General features: G+C 42.5%; 16 protein-coding genes. 5 read left to right on the forward strand and 11 right to left on the reverse strand.

Going from position 1 to position 18,292, the window contains the following annotated elements; all coding sequences use genetic code 11:
* Positions 1-16: 16 nt before the first annotated feature.
* The gene (locus tag MHZ95_RS17660) at positions 17-1,258 is read right to left on the reverse strand and encodes a M20 family metallo-hydrolase (RefSeq protein ID WP_255726832.1); all 1,242 of its coding nucleotides are present in this window, start codon (positions 1,256-1,258) and stop codon (positions 17-19) included.
* A gap of 222 nt (positions 1,259-1,480) precedes the next feature.
* Between MHZ95_RS17660 and MHZ95_RS17665 the strand changes: the two genes are divergently transcribed.
* The 4 genes from MHZ95_RS17665 (at position 1,481) to MHZ95_RS17680 (ending at position 6,758) form a co-directional block, all read left to right on the forward strand.
* A complete protein-coding gene (locus tag MHZ95_RS17665; protein WP_239392115.1) occupies positions 1,481-2,785 on the forward strand; it encodes a helix-turn-helix domain-containing protein in 1,305 nt (434 codons plus the stop codon).
* Between the two features lie 657 nt (positions 2,786-3,442).
* Positions 3,443-4,852: a Na+/H+ antiporter NhaC gene (gene nhaC, locus MHZ95_RS17670; protein WP_239392116.1), complete on the forward strand. Its 1,410-nt coding sequence runs from the start codon at positions 3,443-3,445 to the stop codon at positions 4,850-4,852.
* Positions 4,849-5,715, forward strand: a complete 867-nt coding sequence (locus tag MHZ95_RS17675; RefSeq protein ID WP_239392117.1) for an MBL fold metallo-hydrolase — start codon at positions 4,849-4,851, stop codon at positions 5,713-5,715. The genes nhaC and MHZ95_RS17675 overlap by 4 nt, the downstream gene beginning before the upstream one ends.
* A 200-nt stretch (positions 5,716-5,915) precedes the next feature.
* Entirely contained in the window at positions 5,916-6,758 is an 843-nt protein-coding gene (locus MHZ95_RS17680) for a 5'-methylthioadenosine/adenosylhomocysteine nucleosidase (protein ID WP_239392118.1), read from the forward strand.
* 113 nt (positions 6,759-6,871) lie between these two features.
* Here the strand turns inward: MHZ95_RS17680 and MHZ95_RS17685 are convergent, their stop codons facing one another.
* From MHZ95_RS17685 to MHZ95_RS17725, 9 genes are all read right to left on the reverse strand, one after another.
* Positions 6,872-7,414, reverse strand: coding sequence for a chromate transporter (locus tag MHZ95_RS17685; protein ID WP_239392119.1), 543 nt, complete (start codon positions 7,412-7,414; stop codon positions 6,872-6,874).
* Between the two features lie 36 nt (positions 7,415-7,450).
* The gene (locus tag MHZ95_RS17690) at positions 7,451-8,071 is read right to left on the reverse strand and encodes a chromate transporter (RefSeq protein WP_239392120.1); all 621 of its coding nucleotides are present in this window, start codon (positions 8,069-8,071) and stop codon (positions 7,451-7,453) included.
* A gap of 346 nt (positions 8,072-8,417) precedes the next feature.
* Complete coding sequence (gene deoC / locus MHZ95_RS17695; protein WP_239392121.1) at positions 8,418-9,089, reverse strand: deoxyribose-phosphate aldolase; 672 nt, start codon at positions 9,087-9,089, stop codon at positions 8,418-8,420.
* 14 nt (positions 9,090-9,103) lie between these two features.
* A complete protein-coding gene (locus tag MHZ95_RS17700; RefSeq protein WP_239392122.1) occupies positions 9,104-10,096 on the reverse strand; it encodes a substrate-binding domain-containing protein in 993 nt (330 codons plus the stop codon).
* Positions 10,097-10,109: 13 nt separating this feature from the next.
* Positions 10,110-11,087 (reverse strand): ABC transporter permease, encoded by a 978-nt coding sequence (locus MHZ95_RS17705; protein ID WP_239392123.1) that lies wholly within the window; start codon positions 11,085-11,087, stop codon positions 10,110-10,112.
* Positions 11,088-11,106: 19 nt separating this feature from the next.
* Positions 11,107-12,588 (reverse strand): sugar ABC transporter ATP-binding protein, encoded by a 1,482-nt coding sequence (locus MHZ95_RS17710; protein ID WP_239392124.1) that lies wholly within the window; start codon positions 12,586-12,588, stop codon positions 11,107-11,109.
* Entirely contained in the window at positions 12,572-14,110 is a 1,539-nt protein-coding gene (locus tag MHZ95_RS17715; RefSeq protein ID WP_239392125.1) for an FGGY-family carbohydrate kinase, read from the reverse strand. Before MHZ95_RS17715 ends, MHZ95_RS17710 begins: the two co-directional genes overlap by 17 nt.
* Before the next feature lie 2 nt (positions 14,111-14,112).
* Positions 14,113-15,150 (reverse strand): galactitol-1-phosphate 5-dehydrogenase, encoded by a 1,038-nt coding sequence (locus MHZ95_RS17720; protein ID WP_239392126.1) that lies wholly within the window; start codon positions 15,148-15,150, stop codon positions 14,113-14,115.
* A complete protein-coding gene (locus MHZ95_RS17725) occupies positions 15,125-16,096 on the reverse strand; it encodes a sugar-binding transcriptional regulator (RefSeq protein ID WP_239392127.1) in 972 nt (323 codons plus the stop codon). Before MHZ95_RS17725 ends, MHZ95_RS17720 begins: the two co-directional genes overlap by 26 nt.
* A 340-nt stretch (positions 16,097-16,436) precedes the next feature.
* Here MHZ95_RS17725 and MHZ95_RS17730 point away from each other — a divergent pair, with 340 nt between their 5' ends.
* Positions 16,437-17,492 (forward strand): acyltransferase family protein, encoded by a 1,056-nt coding sequence (locus tag MHZ95_RS17730; protein WP_239392128.1) that lies wholly within the window; start codon positions 16,437-16,439, stop codon positions 17,490-17,492.
* A gap of 258 nt (positions 17,493-17,750) precedes the next feature.
* Here MHZ95_RS17730 and MHZ95_RS17735 read toward each other — a convergent pair whose 3' ends face one another.
* Positions 17,751-18,245, reverse strand: coding sequence for a cupin domain-containing protein (locus tag MHZ95_RS17735; protein ID WP_239392129.1), 495 nt, complete (start codon positions 18,243-18,245; stop codon positions 17,751-17,753).
* Positions 18,246-18,292: the final 47 nt, after the last annotated feature.

Raw genomic sequence — 18,292 nt, forward strand, 5'->3', positions numbered from 1 at the left:
CTCCTACTGAAATTTCTCAAGCCTCTGTACGTAAAAATTCAACGAGGACATGCGTGCCTTTTTCTAAATTCTCGATTGACGTAAATTCTTTCGGATGATGGCTAAGCCCGTCCCTACAAGGGATAAACAGCAATCCGGATGGCCATCTCTTTGCCATATTCATGACATCATGCCCCGCACCACTATCCATCCGCATCGTCTTATAACCGAGCCTCTCACTCACTTGAAGCAATTTCGTTTGCATCGCTTCATCCAATAACACCGAGTCATTATTAACGAGCGTCTGAACTTCAACCGTGACAGGATGCTTTTGTTCAACCTGTTGACAGAAGTCTATGATCTTCTCTTTCATTATTCGTTTCAGATCGTCGTCTACACTACGGATGTCGATGCCGAGCTCTACTTCACTTGGAATCACATTCATCGCATTTGGTTTCAAAGTCGCTTTACTAACCGTTGCAACAATGGTACTTCCGTTGTTCTCATTCATCTTTAGTGCTTCTTCATAGACGAAAGTCACGAGTGGTGCAATCGCGACAAATGCGTCCTTCCGTTCATCCATTGGTGTGGTCCCCGTATGATTCGCAGTCCCCTGTGCACGAATAATCAGTCGAATCGGACAAGCAATTCCTTTTACGACACCAATGTCATAATGATTCTTCTCCAAGATGCTTCCTTGCTCAATATGCAACTCGAGAAAAAATTCCAAATTTTCACGCGGAACTTCTGCCTGTTCTATACGATCCCAGTCAATGCCATAATCCTCCATCGCCTGCGTCACCGTGATTCCATCACTATCTTGGATGGGAGCAAGTTCTGCTTTATGGAGTTCCCCTATGATTGCTTTACTGCCAATCGTTGAAATCCCGAAGCGAGCTGATTCTTCCGATATAAAACTGATTACTGCAATGTTCTTTTTTGGTCGGAATGCACAATCCTTCAATTGTTTGACTGCAGCTAACGCACATAATACACCAGCAAGCCCATCATACCCACCCCCAGAATGGACAGTATCTAGATGCGAGCCCATTGCGATTGTCGGTGCCTGTTGATCCACTTCCCAAACAGCCCATCTATTCCCTGCCTCATCTTGATACGTGATGAGTCCAAGTTCTTCGGCAATTTCAGCAAACTGTGAATGCGCTTTCTTCTCTTCCAATGAAAAACCTAAACGTGTAAACCCATCCGGTCGATTCATCGTTGTTGTGCCATTCAGTGCCAGTAATTTTTCTTCTAACCATAATGTTATTAGATCCAAACCCCCACCCCTTTTGTATATGTGCGCAATATGAACAAGGTATTGTATCCGATTTCAATTTCTTATATATTGAATAAAGGAATAAGTCCTAAAGTGTTCCCTTAACAAGGAATATAAATCATTTAAAACATTAAATCAATACTTTTTTTTGTGAGAATACTTAAACGTGTTGAAAAACACCTCCTGCTCGTTTAAGTTTAAGATACATGGAGAGTGAAGTGTATGAACATAAAAGTTGGCGTCCTCGGTCCAAAAGACACAGTGGAATTAATTTTGGATGTCGCAAAATCGGATACGAACGATTTATCGTTTTTTCCTTTTACGTATACAAAGCATACGGATATTACAGAGGTAATTACAAAAAACCGTTCGATGATCGATGTATGGATATTTTCTGGCATAGCGCCCTATACCATCGCAAAGGAGGCTGGTTTGATAAACAAAAATGGATTCTATCCCGAGCTCAATGGTTCCAGCCTCTTCAAAACATTTTTAGAAATAACCTATCTGGATCATCTAAAACTGGAACGAATCAGCTTTGACACATTAGGTGAAAAGGAAATGGTCGATACATTTGCCGAAATGAATGTACCACATGAACACATTTACAACATTGGCTACCAATTCTACAAATCACCTGAAGAGTTAATTGACTTTCATTTTTCTTTATACCAACAAGGGATGGTACAGGCTTGCGTCACTTGTTATCGTGCCGTCTATGAGGAATTAAAAAAAAGAAAGGTCCCTGCCTATCGGATCACGCCAACGCGGACGGCCATTCGCCAAACAATCAAACGATCTCGTCAACAAGGCGAAACGCTGCATTTCAAAAAATCACAAATCGCTGTTCAAATCATCCAAGTCGAAGATATGAACACGATTATTAGTGAGGATACATTTTCCTATGAAGTTTATCGATTGGACTTAAAGCTTCAAGAAGCCATTCTAGACTATTCAGAAGCTATCTTCGGCTCTTTGCTTCCACTTGGAAGAGGGAATTTCATCATTTTCTCTACCCGCGGATTATTGGAAGATGCCACTGTTTATCACCCCAATACACTTTTAGACAATCTGCGTTTGATTACCGATCAGCCGGTAAACATTGGAATCGGATACGGGCAGAACGCCTTAGCGGCGGAGCAAAACGCTCGTCTCGGTCTGACGCATGCAAAAAATCAAGGCGGGAATCGAGTCGTTTTGGTAGATGAATCTGGTTATATAGAGGGGCCACTTCAACATCCTGAAAGCATAGGCTTCCGTTTTCGCACTGAAGATAAAGACATTAGTGAAAAGTTAACAAAAGCGGGCATTAACATTTCTACATTCAATAAGTTCTTAGCCATTCAGGACAAAGTCGGTCCGGTTAGTTCGGTTGATATTTCAGAATTATTAGGCATGACTCCGCGAAACGCAAGAAGAATCTTAAGCAGTCTTGAGCAGCACGGTATGGCAGAAATCGTGGGTGAAGAAGCCCCCACAGGGAAAGGCAGACCTCGAAAGATTTACAAAATCGGTATTTTCGCTTAAACCGAATATCGTAGCGGGAGTTGGAGCAACCCCTGTAATTGATTAAATGATCATGGAAAACTTTAAGTGATCAATATGAGGACTCCCGCGATCATAGTAGACTTCAAGTGATCAATGCAAAAGCTCTCGCGATCATAGTAAACTCCAAGGGATCAATGCAAGGACTCCCGCGATCATAGTGGAATCCAAGTGATCATAGCAAGGACTCCCGCGATCATAGTGGAATCCAAGTGATCATAGCAAGCGCCCCCGCGATCATAGTGGAATCCAAGTGATCATAGCAAGCGCCCCCGCGATCATAGTAAACTCCAAGGGATCATAGCAAGGGCTCTCGCGATCATAGTAAACTCCAAGTGATCATAATAAGAGAACCTACGATCAAAGAAGTTCAAAATTCAACGAGAGCCCAACTCCCCCTTTATTTCCACAAACACAAAATCGCCCCCACTTTCTATGGATGGGGGCGATTTTGGCGCTCACCTCTTTCATGACAAGAAATGATGCTAAAAAAGAGATAGCAAATCTTGCGAAAATGGCTTACTATAAAACTTAATTCTTTTTTTCGAATTAATCGAAAGGGATAAGAGTTTTAACCGAATTCTTAGTATTTACACTACTAACAATACGCAATTTGCATGACTAAAGGAGAAGTTTTACGTGAAAAAAGAACTTTCATTAGGTATGGCCATTATTCCAATTTTCGTCTTAATTGCCGCGGCGGCTTCGTCGATTTTCATTTGGAAAGCCGGCATGCATATTCCGTTAATGATCGGGGTACTTGCGGCCGCAGTGATCGCTATTCTTTGCGGTTGGAAATGGCAAGAAGTCGAAAATATGATGGTCAAAGGGGTAGCCCGAGCATTGCCCGCTGTTTTTATCCTCCTCATCATCGGCATCATTGTTGGTACATGGATTGCGAGTGGCGTTATTCCAACGATGATTTACTATGGATTGTCCATCATTGAACCTTCCTTGTTTGTACCGCTCGTTGCATTGATTACTGGAATTGTATCAATTACATTGGGGAGCTCATTCACTTCCATTGCGACAATCGGAATCGCTTTTATGGCGATTGGTGAAGGATTGGGTTTTGCTCCTGGACTAGTTGCGGGGGCAGTCATTTCGGGAGCTTATTTGGGCGATAAACTATCGCCGCTGTCCGATACGACGAATATCGCTCCAGCTATGGTCGACACAGATTTATTTAGTCATATTAAGCATATGCTTTGGGACACGATTCCCGCATTTGTCATTGCCATTATTTTGTATTGGTTTGTAGGGAATGCAGGCAGAGCCGGCAATGCGGTGGATACGGATGGAATCAATCTCATCAAAACAGGGTTGAAGAGCGTCTTTGTCATTCATCCGTTACTATTGCTGATGCCCATTTTCACAATTATTTTGATGATGAAGCGTGTACCTGCGATTCCAGCGTTAACAATTGTTGGCCTTTTAGGGGCCGTCCTTGCAGTACTCGTTCAAGGGGCTTCTGTTTCCTCAATTGTCCAAGTGATGACAAGTGGATTTACAGTCGAATCTGATGTAGCTGCGGTGGATAAGTTATTAAATAGTGGCGGTCTCATGTCCATGTTAGGGACAATTGGTCTGTTAATCCTCGCGACAGCACTTGGTGGGATTCTGGAGGAAACCGGATCTTTCGAGGCGCTCACTCGAAAAATGATGACCCGTGTTCGTTCAACAGGCACATTGATCAGCACGACCATTTTTTCCACTTTTGTTGTGGCATTTGCGAGTGGGGCTCAATTTTTAGCGATCATTTTACCAGCCAGAACCTTTGCCAAAACATATAAAGAGATGGGTATCGATACGAAAAATCTTTCGAGATGTGTCGAGGCAGCAGGCACTGTAGGCATTAACCTCGTACCGTGGAGTGTTCCTATCGTCTTTGCAGGGAGTGTGCTTGGCGTCAGCCCAGGTGAACTCATCCCTTATATTTTCTTTGCGTTTCTCGTTCCACTGATAAATCTCATTTTCGGGTTCACGGGTTGGACCATTACCAAAAAGAATTATCCTGAAACTACCATTAAAGGAGAAAGTCAATCATGAGTGAAGTGATTTTACATGTATTGGGAACGGCACAAGACGCCGGACTTCCCCACCCAAATTGCTATTGTGAAAACTGTACAGCGGCTATCAGTGATCCTCAATTGAAGCGTTTCGCGTCATCATTGGCGATTGTTCATCCGAAAGAAAAGAGTTGGCAGTTAATCGACGCAACGCCTGACTTAAAAGACCAACTGATCCGTGTTCAAATGAAATTCGATCTGCAAGGCCAGTTAATGGACCGCATCTTTTTAACACATGCGCATTTGGGCCATTACCCTGGATTATTATATTTGGGACGGGAAGCGATCGGGGCAACGGGTATACCTGTCATGGCAGGTACGAAAATGAAAGCCATGTTGGAAAACCAGGCGCCATGGAGCCAATTAACGAAGCTTCATAATATCGAATTGCAGGAAATAAATGATGGACAAACCATTGCGGTTTCACCTCAAGTGAAGATTACACCTGTGGATGTCCCACATCGAAATGAGTTTTCGGAGACGTTCGGTTTTTGGATCGAAGGGCCGAAGAAGAAGGTTTTATATATTCCCGATATCGATCGATGGGAACAGTGGGACACAGATATTTACCAAGCGTGCGAAGAAGCGGATATCTGTTTACTGGACGGCACTTTCCATTCCGCGGAAGATCTCGAAAAAATCGGTCGCGACTACCGTGAAATCCCTCATCCACTCATGACGGAAACAATGGATCGACTACAAGATTTAGTTAAAAAAACCGACATTTACTTTACCCATCTAAATCACTCGAATCCTGCTATCCGTTCTGATAAAAGCATTCGCAACCTAATTGAAGCAAAAGGGTTCCATATTGCTGAAGATGGCATGGACTTCCTACTATAAGGAAAGCACAAAAGCGCAAGGTGCCTAGTATTGACACATTTCTAATTGTTGTCAGTACTAGGCACCTTTTATTATTTTATCGCCAAAATGGGTTGCATCTTTTTATTCACCGTTATATACTAACGAAGTAAAAACGAACATTGACTAAAAAATTTAACTTATCGTTCGTATATTAAAACAATTAGAAGGAGTTTACATCTATGAAAATGCGAATAAGCCTTAAATTCTTTACAATCCTAATGATTGCAGCTTTCATGCTAATGGGCTGTTCTACGAAAAAAGAAGGCGCAACGGAACAACCGGAACAAAAAACAAATGCCGAACAATCGGAAAAACGGGTGATCGGCATTATTGGAGCAATGATCGAAGAAGTGGAAATCCTTCGCGAAAAAATGGAAATCGAAAGTACGGAAACAATTGCAGGTATGGAGTTTTATAAAGGGACATTGGATGGTGAAAACATCGTCTTGGTCCAATCAGGCGTTGGAAAAGTGAATGCGGCTGCTTGTACACAAGTTCTAGTGGATCATTTCGGCGTTGACTACCTCATCAACTCAGGCGTTGCAGGTGGCCTAAACCCTGACGTAAACATTGGCGATATTGTCATTTCGACAGACGCTGTCCAGCATGATGTGGATGTCACTGCATTTGGAGAAAAGCCGGGCGTGATCTCCCGTATGGACACCAGTTATTTTGAGGCGGATGAAAAATTGATTCAACTCGCACAATCGGCTACTGAAGGATTAACCGGAGATATCCAAGTGTTCCAAGGTAGAATCGCAAGCGGCGACCAATTCATCGCAGATGCGGAAAAACAGGCATGGATTACGGAAAACTTTTCCGCCTATGCTGTCGAAATGGAAGGCGCAGCGATAGCACATGTTGCACACTTGAATGAAGTGCCATTTGTGATTATTCGCGCCATCTCCGACGATGCCAGCGGCGAGGCGGATATAAAATATGAAGACTTCCTCAAAACGGCAGCTGTAAATGCCAGCAAAATGATTGAAGAAATGATCAAAGCGGCGGACGAAAACTTGTAAGCTTTTAGCATGAGCCCCAGTTCAGGATTTTTGAAGCAACAAATGCCTAGTATCGACACATGAGAGGTGTCGATACTAGGCATTTTTCATTTATTTTACGTAGAAGGACAATTTTATGAATAAAGGGTAACCCCAACCAATCCGGAAAGTAAAATGACATAGAGCGGATTCCAGCGCAATTTGAGAAGAGCAAATAATGATAATCCAAAAGTTAAGAGTAAGCTGATGGTTTTCCATGAAATTTCCAAGCTCATCAAGTGACTGGATATGGCAAAACTGATCGCCGCATAAATCACTAAACTTGTGACAATTGGTCTTAATCCATAAAACATCGATTCAACTACTGGATTATGATGCAATTTGATAAAGAAAGTCCCTACAACGATGACAAGTATAATGGCCGGTAGCAAGATTCCCAGCGCCGCGGTCACTGCTCCGGTGACACCAGCTGTTGAATAACCAACAAGGATCGCACTATTTGCGGCGATTGGACCTGGCGACATGCCTGCAATGGCAATGGTATCCGTAAATTGTTGCGCCGTCATCCACCCATGTTGGGAAACTTCATTTTCGATGACAGGAATCATCGCATAGCCTCCACCAAAAGAGACGAAGCCAATGACAAAGAAAGTGCTAAACAACTCCCACAGTACCACCCTGTTCACCTCTCCTTCCTTTGATAATATAAGCGGCTATATTCCTGCACCCATGAAGTATTCAAGCTTATCTTTATCGCCCTTCTCCGCTTTCCTTTCCCGCTCTATTTTGTACCCAAACTTCATTTTAATTGAAACGGTGATGACTCCTGTTAATGCACCCACTACAATGGCAATAATCGGATGAATGAAGAATAAGGCAGGAATCCCGATCACCATGATGCCAAATGTAGATTTGTCGACAATAGAATTTTTGGCAATTTTAATGGCCGCATAAACAATGATGGCCACGATGGTAACTCGGATCGATATGAAAGCTGCTTCCACCTTGGGATTATCCTGTAAGAAAAAGTACAACATCCCCAAAATGAGCACGATAAAAAAAGTAGGTAGTGACACACCGAGCATTGCTGCAATGGCGCCCCTTACCCCACCTATTCGTTGACCGATAAAAGTGGCGGAGTTAATCGCAACGGCTCCCGGTACAGATTGAGATAATGCGAACACATCCGTAATATCCTCACTTTTCAACCATCCCCTCTTCTCCACCACTTCTTTTTCTATAAGCGGTACCATCGCAAACCCACCACCGAACGTGACAGGACTGATCTTAAAAAAAGTCCAAAAAAGTTGGAATAGAATTTTCCATCCCTTCATGCTTTCTCCTTCTTTCATTTTATCTAAAGTTGGTTTGTTAATATAATAACTTCTCTTTAACGTTATCAAATAAATGAAGAAAGGTAAATTGCAACTAATGTATCGGGTATAACGAAAATGCATACCTGGTGGGTGGACTGGTTTCATAGATGTTTCTGGAAAATTAGTCGGCGTGTCTTCAGACGTAGAGTTGTTTACTTTCTCGAAAATGGTGATTACTTTCGGGCATAGGTTTGACAACTTCTGTTAGAACATTACCTTCTTCCATAATAACTCCTCCAATTATCAAAATGCCCCTTAAGTTTTAATCAACTTAAGGGGCATTTTATCAAATCCACTATTTTCATTAATACTCGTTTAAGGCTGCTTTGCCTTTGACAATCGTAACGCCATTACTTGTCCCAATTCTAGATGTGCCAAGGGCGATAAACTTTTCCGCATCCTCGATGGTACGGATGCCTCCCGATGCTTTTACTTTGACTGTTTCACCCGATACATCTTTCATGATTTGGACAGCTTCTTCCGTTGCACCGCCACTTCCAAATCCGGTGGATGTTTTTACAAAGTCGATATTGCATTCCCTTGCAATCATCGATACTTTCGATATTTCGGAATCCGTTAAATAACAGACTTCCAAAATCACTTTAATAATAAGCTCCGGGTTCTTGCTCTTCATTTTCAAGAAGTGATTCATTTCATCTTTTATCGCTTGAAAGTCGCCATTTTTCACATCGCTCACATTAATGACATAATCGATTTCTGTTGCGCCATCCTGTAGAGCCTGCTCCATTTCAAATATCTTAACCGCTGTTTTATTGGCACCTAACGGAAATCCGACAACTGTACAGACTTTTACTTGTGTATCATTCAACAATTCCTTGCAATACGCGACGTAATGCGGATTCACACAAACTGTTGCAAATCTATTCTCTGCTGCTTCTTTACATAGCTTTTCAATTTGTTCCGTTGTGGCATCAGCCTTTAACAATGTATGATCAATATAAGATGCAATTGACATCTTCAAGTCCTCCTTCATTTTACCTCAGCAAAGTTTTTCGAGTCATCTACATAATCCGCAACATTTGATTCGTCGATCAATCCAGTAGCTGCATTCATGACTTTTTCTACGTCTTCACCATTTCCTACTTTAATCGCTGTTTGGATAGCGAGTTGGCCAAGGGAAATTGGATCATTGATAACTGTCGCTTGAAAAGAACCATCCTCTATTTTCTTCACCGCTTCCATCAGTCCGTCGATCCCCACAACTTGTACATGATCGAGTTTCCCTTGTTGGCCGAGTACTTGAATTGCACCTAATGCCATATCGTCATTATGCGCGTAAACGAGGTTTACATCTGGATGGGCTTGCAGTAAATCCTGCATGGAGGAAACCGCTTTTGCCCGGATATAGTCGTTGTAAGGACCTTCGATAATTTTAATGCCAGCCGCTTTCCCTACGATTTCATGGAAACCATCGTGACGGGCTTTCATGACAGTGCCTCCTGCATCACCTTGCAACTCAATAATTTTCCCAGTCGCTGATGGACCACCTAGAAGCTCAAGTGCTTTTTCGCCGGCGATACGACCCATTTCTTCATTATCACGTCCGATATACGAAACAACTTCTTCTTTCGTTGCCCGGTCTACTGTGATGACAGGAATTCCGGCAGCTTCTGCTGCTTTTAAAGCGGGCGCTACCGCTGATGGATTCACAGGGTTAATTAGAAGAATATCGATCTTTTTAGTAATGAGTGATTGGACATCCGTGTTTTGTTTTTCAATGTTGTTTTGCGCGTCCACAACTATCAGTTCAATGCCTTGTGCTTCGGCTTCAGCCTTTGCCCCTTCAACTAATGATGTGTAAAATGGAGATTCAAGCGTGACTTGTGAAAAACCGATCACTAATGGCTTCTTCTCCCCATCAGCAGCAGTATCATCATTCCCCGTAGATTCTTCTCCCCCACAAGCCGTTAGCAAGATTGCTATAACGATTGTTAACAAGCCGATTAGCCATTTATTCTTCATGTCCTAAATCCCCCTATTTTTTGTGTGTAATATATTGGTTCATAATTAAAGCCAATACGATAATGAATCCCATAAAGATGGACTGATAGTAGGACGATAACCCGAGTAAGTTAAAGATGTTGATAATCATACTCATAATCAGCACCCCGATAAACGTTCCCCCAACGCCGCCTTTACCACCAGCGAGGCTTGTCCCACCTAAGACGACCGCTGCAATGACATCCAATTCGAGCCCACTCCCGGCTGTCGGTTGCCCAACAGTCAGCCAAGCACTCATCAAGATTCCTGCAACCCCGGCCAATGTTCCACAAATGACAAAACACCAAGTGACATATTTCTTTACTGGGATACCTGACAGTCTTGATGATTCTTCATTACCACCGACTGCGTAAATTTTTCTTCCGAAAGTCGTATATTTCAAAACGACGATGGCGATGATCGTCAAAACAATCCAAATGACCGCCGTGAGCGGAACCTTGCCGAAGATATTTCCGCCAAGAGCCGTAAAGCTATCGGGTAGATCATAGACCGGCTCACCGTTTGTCGTTAGCAATGCAAAGCCCCTTGCACTAACCATCATCGCTAATGTCGCGATGAAAGCCGGCACTTTAAATTTCGTGGAGATGAATCCGTTTACAAAACCTAGAAACGCTCCGACTAACAATGTCAGGACTACCGCTAAAATGGGATTCATCCCTGTGCTGAGTAAGATCGATACAAGCATGCCCGTTAATGCCAAAATCGCTCCGACAGATAGGTCAATCCCCGCTACCAGAATAACGAAAGTCATCCCGATACTCACAATGCCAACGAAAGAAGATTGTTGAAGAAGGTTAAGTATATTTTGTACAGATAGAAATTGATCTGATAGTAGGCTACCGATTAAAATAAACCCTAGAAAGATGAAAAATAGGTTATATTTCTTTAAAATAGATTTTACAGATGGAAAACTTTTTTCCGAGTCTTGATAGGTTTCTATTTTTGCGGTCATGATTTGCCCTCCTTACTGTTTATCCTGACACAGCGATGTTCATAATATCGTTTTTACTTTCCGCTGGTTGTGTGAACTCTTTGATAAGCTTCCCTTCGAACATGATCAAAACCCGGTCACAAACGGTCAGTAACTCTTCAATCTCGGATGTTGCCATAATAATACTGGTCCCTTGATGTGCGATTTCCTTCATGATGCTGTAAATCTCATCTTTTGCACCAATATCGATCCCTTGCGTCGGTTCATCGAATAGCAGAAGTTTCGAGTTATGGATCAGCCATTTTGCAATGATTACTTTTTGCTGATTTCCTCCGCTCAACGTGCCCATTTTTACATGCATGCTACTCGCTTTAATATTTAGTTTTCGAATGGCTTCCTGCATAGCTGCTTTCAGTTTTTTCGGCTTTACGAAACTCCGCTTAGAGTAAGAATGAAGAGAGGGTAACATGGCATTATCTAAAATGGATAATTCTAGATTCGCCCCTTCAGTCTTTCTATTTTCCGGCACGAGCCCCATTCCTAATTCCACCGCTTGACTCGGGGATGTGATATTTTTCTTCGTCCCGTCCAAGAATAGCTCTCCTGCTTTTCTAGCATCCGCGCCGTAAATGGCTCTTAACAATTCAGTTCGCCCAGATCCGACTAAGCCGTACAAGCCTACAATCTCACCTTTACCAACTGCAAAAGATACATTATGAATCTTGTCATTCGTGAAGCCCTCTACACGTAAAAACTCTTCTCTTGATGATACCTTGTAAACCTTTTCTTCCTTCTCAATTGAGCGACCTGTTATATGATGGATCAATTCAGGTTGTTTCAGATTTGCCAAGCTATCTGTAATAATCCATTGTCCGTTCCTTAAGACAGTCACCCGATCTCCGACAGCATAGAGTTCATCAAGCTTATGAGAAATGTAAACAATTGTATAACCTTGTTTTTTCAGTAAGTCGATCACTTTATACAATTTCGTGACTTCCTCACTTGATAGCGCCGTGGATGGCTCGTCCATCACAATGATCTTGCATTCGGATCGGATCGCCTTTGCAATTTCAACCATTTGTTTTACTCCCATACTTGCTTCGGAAGTTCGCATAGAGGGCGAGACAGAGAGTCCGAGCAACTCGAATAATTTCTTCGTTTCCTCATGGATCCGTCTCCAGTTGACAAATCCGCCTTGCGGTTTCAAATAATTACCGAGAAAGATATTTTCCGCGAGACTCAATTCTTCGACGAGCGACAGCTCCTGATGAATCGTGGAAATCCCTAACGCCATACTATCGAAAGGATTCTTTATTGTTACGGGCTGGCCTTCTAACAAAATCTCTCCTTCATCTTTTGCATAAACGCCTGCCAGAACTTTCATTAAAGTCGATTTACCAGCTCCATTTGCACCAATGAGACAATGCACTTCTCCTTTTTCAAGCGAAAAATCCACATTTTCAAGGGCCTTTACGCCTGGGAATGATTTAGAAATCCTTTTCATTTCAAGAATATGATTCACTGTAGGCTACCCCTTTCTTCAGCGTTTCCATAATTGGGAATAACGTTTGATTCAACTCCAAATAGATATCAAAAAGTGCGTCGTATTTCGCTTGCACTTCCTTATTCGGTGTATACGTTTTCTGCATTTCGACCATTGAGGAGGACGCTTCGATTAAACATGGATAGTTACCAAGGCCAAATGAAGCGACAATAGCGGCTCCCTTTGAACCTGTTTCCACATCTTTTGGTATTGAAATCGGGACACCGGTGACATCACTAATAATTTGCATCCAAGAATCATTGTTGGTCCCGCCTCCCCCTGCAATGATCCGCTTTACGGGTATAGAGGACTGTTTGAATGTACGTATGACATTTCGTGTACCGAATGCAATGGCTTCTAGTATCGCCCGATAGATATGGTATTTGTTATGAGATAGCGTCATTCCGACGAACGCACCTGTTGCATACGGCGTTTTAAAAGGAGTCCGATGCCCTTTCCAACTATCCAATACAAGTAACCCTTCACTTCCCGGCCCTATTTTCTGAATTTCGTTTTCCAGTTCCCGATAGACAGCTGCTTTGTCTTCACACTGTCCATAAAATTCATTGAGAAACCAAGAGATAATGGATCCGCACGATAGTTGACCGCCCTCAAGAAGCCAATGCTCTTCGACAAGTGGTGAATCATAAGGTCCCCATAACGCGTCATTAAAAATTGGCCGCTTATGATGCATTAAATGGACAAAACTCGTGCCCGTCATCATATTGAGATTTCCCGGCTCAAGTGCCCCCGCGCCAATCATCCCAATATGCGCATCGATCCCACCTTGGAAAACGGGTATGCCCGTTTTTAATCCTAAAGAACGAGCAGCATCCTGTGAGACGTATCCGACCAAATCGCCGACACGTAGCACTTTCAAAGGCCAATGTGTTGTAATGCCCTCAAGACCAATTTCTTTAAAAAACGGGTCGGAAAAACCGCCAAGCTGTTCTACATAGCCCCATTTACATGTAGCATTACACTTAGATGCCACCAGTTCGCCAGTCAATCGATAGTTCATCCAATCGATTTGCTCCACAATTCTCTTCCCTGTCAAGTCATGGTTCTTTTTCAGCCATAACGACTTTGTCAGCATCCATTCAATCGATGTTTTCTCGCCCGAGTAACGTAATCGTTCCTTGACAGCGCTATGCTCATTTCGATTGATTTCATCTTCCTCGTTAATGGAGCGTTGATCCATCCAACATTGCGCCAAACCAATTGGTTGCATCCATTCGTCTGTTAACAATACCGTCGAAGAAGTCGCACAAAAAGTGATGCCTTTAATCCGTCCCATATCGATCGAATCGGAAACGGATTGCATAGCGGTCTGTAATGCACTCCACCAGTCATTCGGATCTTGCTCAGAGTAACCGTCATTTCGGTTATAGGTAGGATAGGAAGCGCTCGCACGATCAAGACACTTACCATCCGTAGTGTAAACCCCTACCTTCAACGATTGAGTTCCCAAATCAATTCCGAGTACATAATCTGTCAGCATAGTTAATCACCTGGGTAGATCATAATTTTGTTGAAGAGCAATTCTTTATTTTTTATCTTTTCAAATGCCTGTGGCGTCTCTTCCAATGAAAATCGATGAGAGATAATTTCTTCGGTTTTGATTTTCCCTTGTGCCATGCATTCAATTGCATACGTCCATTCTTTCCCCGGAAATGGATCGGAAAATGAATTCCACGAACCGTGTATCCCAATCTCATATCTTAGTAGACGGTCCACTGTTTTGGCAGAAAGCGTGAGTGGCTGATTGGAAATACCAAGGAATACAACTCGTCCCATTTTCCCCGCAATTGAAACGGCTTGTTCTTGGGCAATGGCGGAACCTGAAGTATCCAGTACAATCGAGACATCCGTACCCGCCAATACTTCGCCAAGGTTTTCATTCATCGAATTGATCACACGGTTGGCGCCCAGTTTTTTAGCAACTTGAAGTTTTTCGTCAAAAATATCAACTGCGATCACTTCTTTCGCTCCCATCTCTCGGGCAAATTGAATTGCGAATAATCCAATCGCACCGAGTCCAATGACAACTGCCACGTCCCCTTTTTTCAAATCCCCCCGCCAAAGACCATGAATGGCATTTGCAGCCGGATCAATCATCGCTCCGGCATCGTATGAGATTGTATCATCTATTTTCAAAACATTTTCTTTTCCTACTTTTATATAGTTTGCCATCGCTCCGTCGGTTCTTGAGCCATAATAGTTGTAGGATTCGCACAGACCATATTTCCCTTGTTCGCAATATTGGCATTTCTTACAAGGAACTAATGGTGCTATGGTGACCCGATCACCTACAGTCCATTCCGTAGCATCGGTTCCACACTCCACAATTTGGCCTGCAAACTCATGTCCAAGTGTCAAGCCTTTATAGTAAGCTCCTTTGACCAATGCCCGTGGAATATCCGATCCACAAACCCCCACCGCTTTCACTTCGATAAGTACTTCATCAGGCGAAATCATGGGTATCCCTATATCTTCTACCTGTAAGTTCCCCGGCTCATATAATTTGACTGCTTTCATCATATATCCACATCTCCTTCTTACAAATTTCCTTTGCCAATTCCTCATCGATGAAAAGTGTATCTACATAACCTCCGTTGAGGGCCCCTATCACACTATCGGCCTTCTCTTTTCCAGCAGCTAGTGCAATCGAATAGTCTTTGTTTCGTAATTTCTCCAATTCCAGTCCAATCGTCCGTTGATTTAAATGCTGATCGACAACCTCTCCCGTCACAGAAAAGTATCTTGAGCAAATATCTCCCACAGCCTTTTTTTGTATCAATTCTTCATAAGCGTCCCCTTTGAAATAACCGCCTTTGTAAAGAACCGATTCATACGAAACATTACCGATCCCAAATAAAGCGATATTACATTGACTCCCCAATTCCAGCGCCTGCTCAATACTTGAATCCGTCATAATAGCCTCGGCGATTATCCGAGAATCCACGATGGATGGGACTGGCAAATGATAATGTTCGGCCATGAAAGCTTGTGAAAATTTTTCAAGCAAAGCTACGGAGCCCGTGGAATACATGCTTTTTGCAACTCCCCCATTTAGTTGGACAATTTTCATGTTCGGTAACATCTTTTTCTTTAGATAGGGAACGACATGACCCAGCGATGTCCCCCAGGAAACACCTAGTATGGAATCGTTTTCACAAATCTCATCCAAATACGCTGCAACCGCTTTCCCTACGTCATTTAAAACAAGTTTTGATTCATTTAAATAGACAGGCGCCACAAAGACCTTTTTCAACTTGTATTTTTCTTTAATTTGATTTTCTAATTTTTGAACAGAACTCAGTGTATATTGAATGTCCACTTTTATAATGCCTGCTTTAAATGCCGCATCTATAATCCGGCTAATTGTTGCCCTAGAGTAATTCAATTTTTCAGCAATTTCTTTTTGTGTAAGATTCATTTCATAATAAAGTTTCGCAACTTTAATCATTTCTATTTGAGAGTACATTTCGTCCTCCTCGCATGAAATTTTGTTCACATTAGTAAATTATGTTCTATCGCTAGTATAATCTAAATTTTTTAACTGGAAAGCGTTTTCTCAATGATTGAACAAAATTTCAATTGTTCTTGAATCTCATACAATTTCAAAATGCCTTCTTAATAAATGAAAAGGTAAACAAACAGATTGATAGTGTTCGTTTCATATAACACGTTGCCTTCTTCTATGGAAACTCCTACAAAATTCCCCATTAATCTTACATTTTGTTTTCAATTGTGTTACATTGCACTCAAATACGGCAATTAGGGTATACAATAGCAGCAAATTCTTTTTCACGAGGTGCTTATGCATGACGAAGAAACGGTTAACATGGGTGGATGTAACAAAAGGGTTTTTAATGATTCTTGTCGTGATCGGGCATTATCCGGGGGAGTTGGATTTTCCGCTTGCGAAGTATATTTATTGGTTTCATATGCCTGCTTTTTTCATATTGAGTGGTTTGTTTTTTAAGCCGGTTGTGGAGAAAGGGTTGATGAAAGCTGCGATCCATAAGCGCTTTATGCAGCTGATTGTCCCTTATCTGTTTTTCCTTGTCAGTATTACACTGATCCGTTATGGGATGGAAATCGGCTCCGGGAATTTGGATATATCATGGTATTTGAATGATTTATGGGCACTTGCAGTGGGTGGACGTTTTATCCGCGGGGCATATGGAGTGTTCTGGTTTGTAACGACGTTGTTCTTTACTTATCTGTTTTTCTTATGGTTGACCAAAACATTCAACCGCAGGAAACAGTTTGTTCTGTTAGCGATTTTCTATCTGATTGCCCATTTCGAAAGCATTGTGGCGATGCATGTCATTGGTGGAAAGCCCTCTGAGGCCGCGCAATCGATCCCGATGGTTTGGAATCTTGACGTTGCACTGATGGCGGTCGTCTATTTTGCGGTCGGTTATTATTTGAAAGATATGTGGATGAACGTGACGAAACGATGGATGGTTGCGGGATTGGTTGTCAGCGTAACCGCCATTTTACTGGATGGCATAGGCGTCATCGACTACCGGTTAAGCATGAAATTTTTGCGCTATGACCATTTCGTACTGGATCTGGCCATTCCGCTGTCATTCACAATTGTATTGGTCGGCATCTTTCAGCGCTTCACTACCCGCATGTCATTTAGCTGGCTACAGAAAGTCGAAAAGCACTCGCTGTCCATCATGTACTTGCACATTCTCATGGATAAATTGTTGAACGACTACTTTACGTACGGCCTTATCGGATATACAGCAATTGGCGTATTCATTCCAATCATCGCCTCCATTCTAATTAAACATTTGCTGCCGAATGGAAAACTATTGCTCGGCGGATTTTCACCGAAGAAAGAAACAACCCCGATGCCAACTTAAGAGACAATGAATGTATAACATCATTCATTTTTGCATAGACTACTTATTACAGAGACGCGGCACCTCTCTGTCCCGCGCTGGGGCACTTTCGGCGGAAAGTGAAAAACAATACTACGCCCCCATCCGACTGGGGATGGCAAGACCCAGTAGTGCCGCATTCTACATAACAACATGAAAACGCCAGCCAAATTGAAATGGCTGGTGTTTTCATGTCAATGTGAATCGGCCTAGGACTTCGATCCACAATTTATATTCTTTTTAAAGTGTCTTATATGCTAATTGGCCAATCACTTTTTCGTGTTGTGGATAGCTTTCCATTAATTGCTCCTGTGTAAACAGCTCAAAGTCTTCAAAATCAAAGCCGGGAGAAACCATACAACCAACGAGCGAAAATGTTCCGCCTTCAATCGTGGTAGATCCGAAAATCGAATTTCGTGGAACGATCACCTGTGGCATTTCCCCATTCGCAATATCTAGACCAAGCTTCAGTTTCGTATAATTTCCTGCCTCATCGATCACGTGAACAATGAGCGGACTACCTCCATGGAAATACCACACTTCATCCGATTTCAACCGATGAAAATGGGACACATCCCCTGACTCTAAAAGGAAATAAATGCTTGTGAACAGATGGCGCTTCTTTCCGTCCATGTCCATACCATGCTTTGAAGCGAAACTGCTTTTATAATACCCACCTTCCGGATGCGGCTCTAGACCGAGGTGCTGAATATAGTAGTGTGCGTCTTTTTTCATGTGTCAACCAACCCTTTACTTTATGGATTCTAGTTTCTTCTTTTTCT

Origin of the sequence: Sporosarcina sp. ACRSM (assembly GCF_022346545.1) — a bacterium.
GTDB lineage: Bacteria > Bacillota > Bacilli > Bacillales_A > Planococcaceae > Sporosarcina.

Bases quoted from the DNA above. Each gene is read 5' to 3' on its own strand.
- MHZ95_RS17665 (WP_239392115.1), top strand. From the start codon at position 1,481: ATGAACATAAAAGTTGGCGTCCTCGGTCCAAAAGACACAGTGGAATTA.
- MHZ95_RS17675 (WP_239392117.1), top strand. From the start codon at position 4,849: ATGAGTGAAGTGATTTTACATGTATTGGGAACGGCACAAGACGCCGGA.
- MHZ95_RS17680 (WP_239392118.1), top strand. From the start codon at position 5,916: ATGAAAATGCGAATAAGCCTTAAATTCTTTACAATCCTAATGATTGCA.
- MHZ95_RS17690 (WP_239392120.1), bottom strand. From the start codon at position 8,071: ATGAAGGGATGGAAAATTCTATTCCAACTTTTTTGGACTTTTTTTAAG.
- deoC (WP_239392121.1), bottom strand. From the start codon at position 9,089: ATGTCAATTGCATCTTATATTGATCATACATTGTTAAAGGCTGATGCC.
- MHZ95_RS17700 (WP_239392122.1), bottom strand. From the start codon at position 10,096: ATGAAGAATAAATGGCTAATCGGCTTGTTAACAATCGTTATAGCAATC.
- MHZ95_RS17705 (WP_239392123.1), bottom strand. From the start codon at position 11,087: ATGACCGCAAAAATAGAAACCTATCAAGACTCGGAAAAAAGTTTTCCA.
- MHZ95_RS17715 (WP_239392125.1), bottom strand. From the start codon at position 14,110: ATGCTGACAGATTATGTACTCGGAATTGATTTGGGAACTCAATCGTTG.
- MHZ95_RS17720 (WP_239392126.1), bottom strand. From the start codon at position 15,150: ATGATGAAAGCAGTCAAATTATATGAGCCGGGGAACTTACAGGTAGAA.
- MHZ95_RS17725 (WP_239392127.1), bottom strand. From the start codon at position 16,096: ATGTACTCTCAAATAGAAATGATTAAAGTTGCGAAACTTTATTATGAA.
- MHZ95_RS17730 (WP_239392128.1), top strand. From the start codon at position 16,437: ATGACGAAGAAACGGTTAACATGGGTGGATGTAACAAAAGGGTTTTTA.
- MHZ95_RS17735 (WP_239392129.1), bottom strand. From the start codon at position 18,245: ATGAAAAAAGACGCACACTACTATATTCAGCACCTCGGTCTAGAGCCG.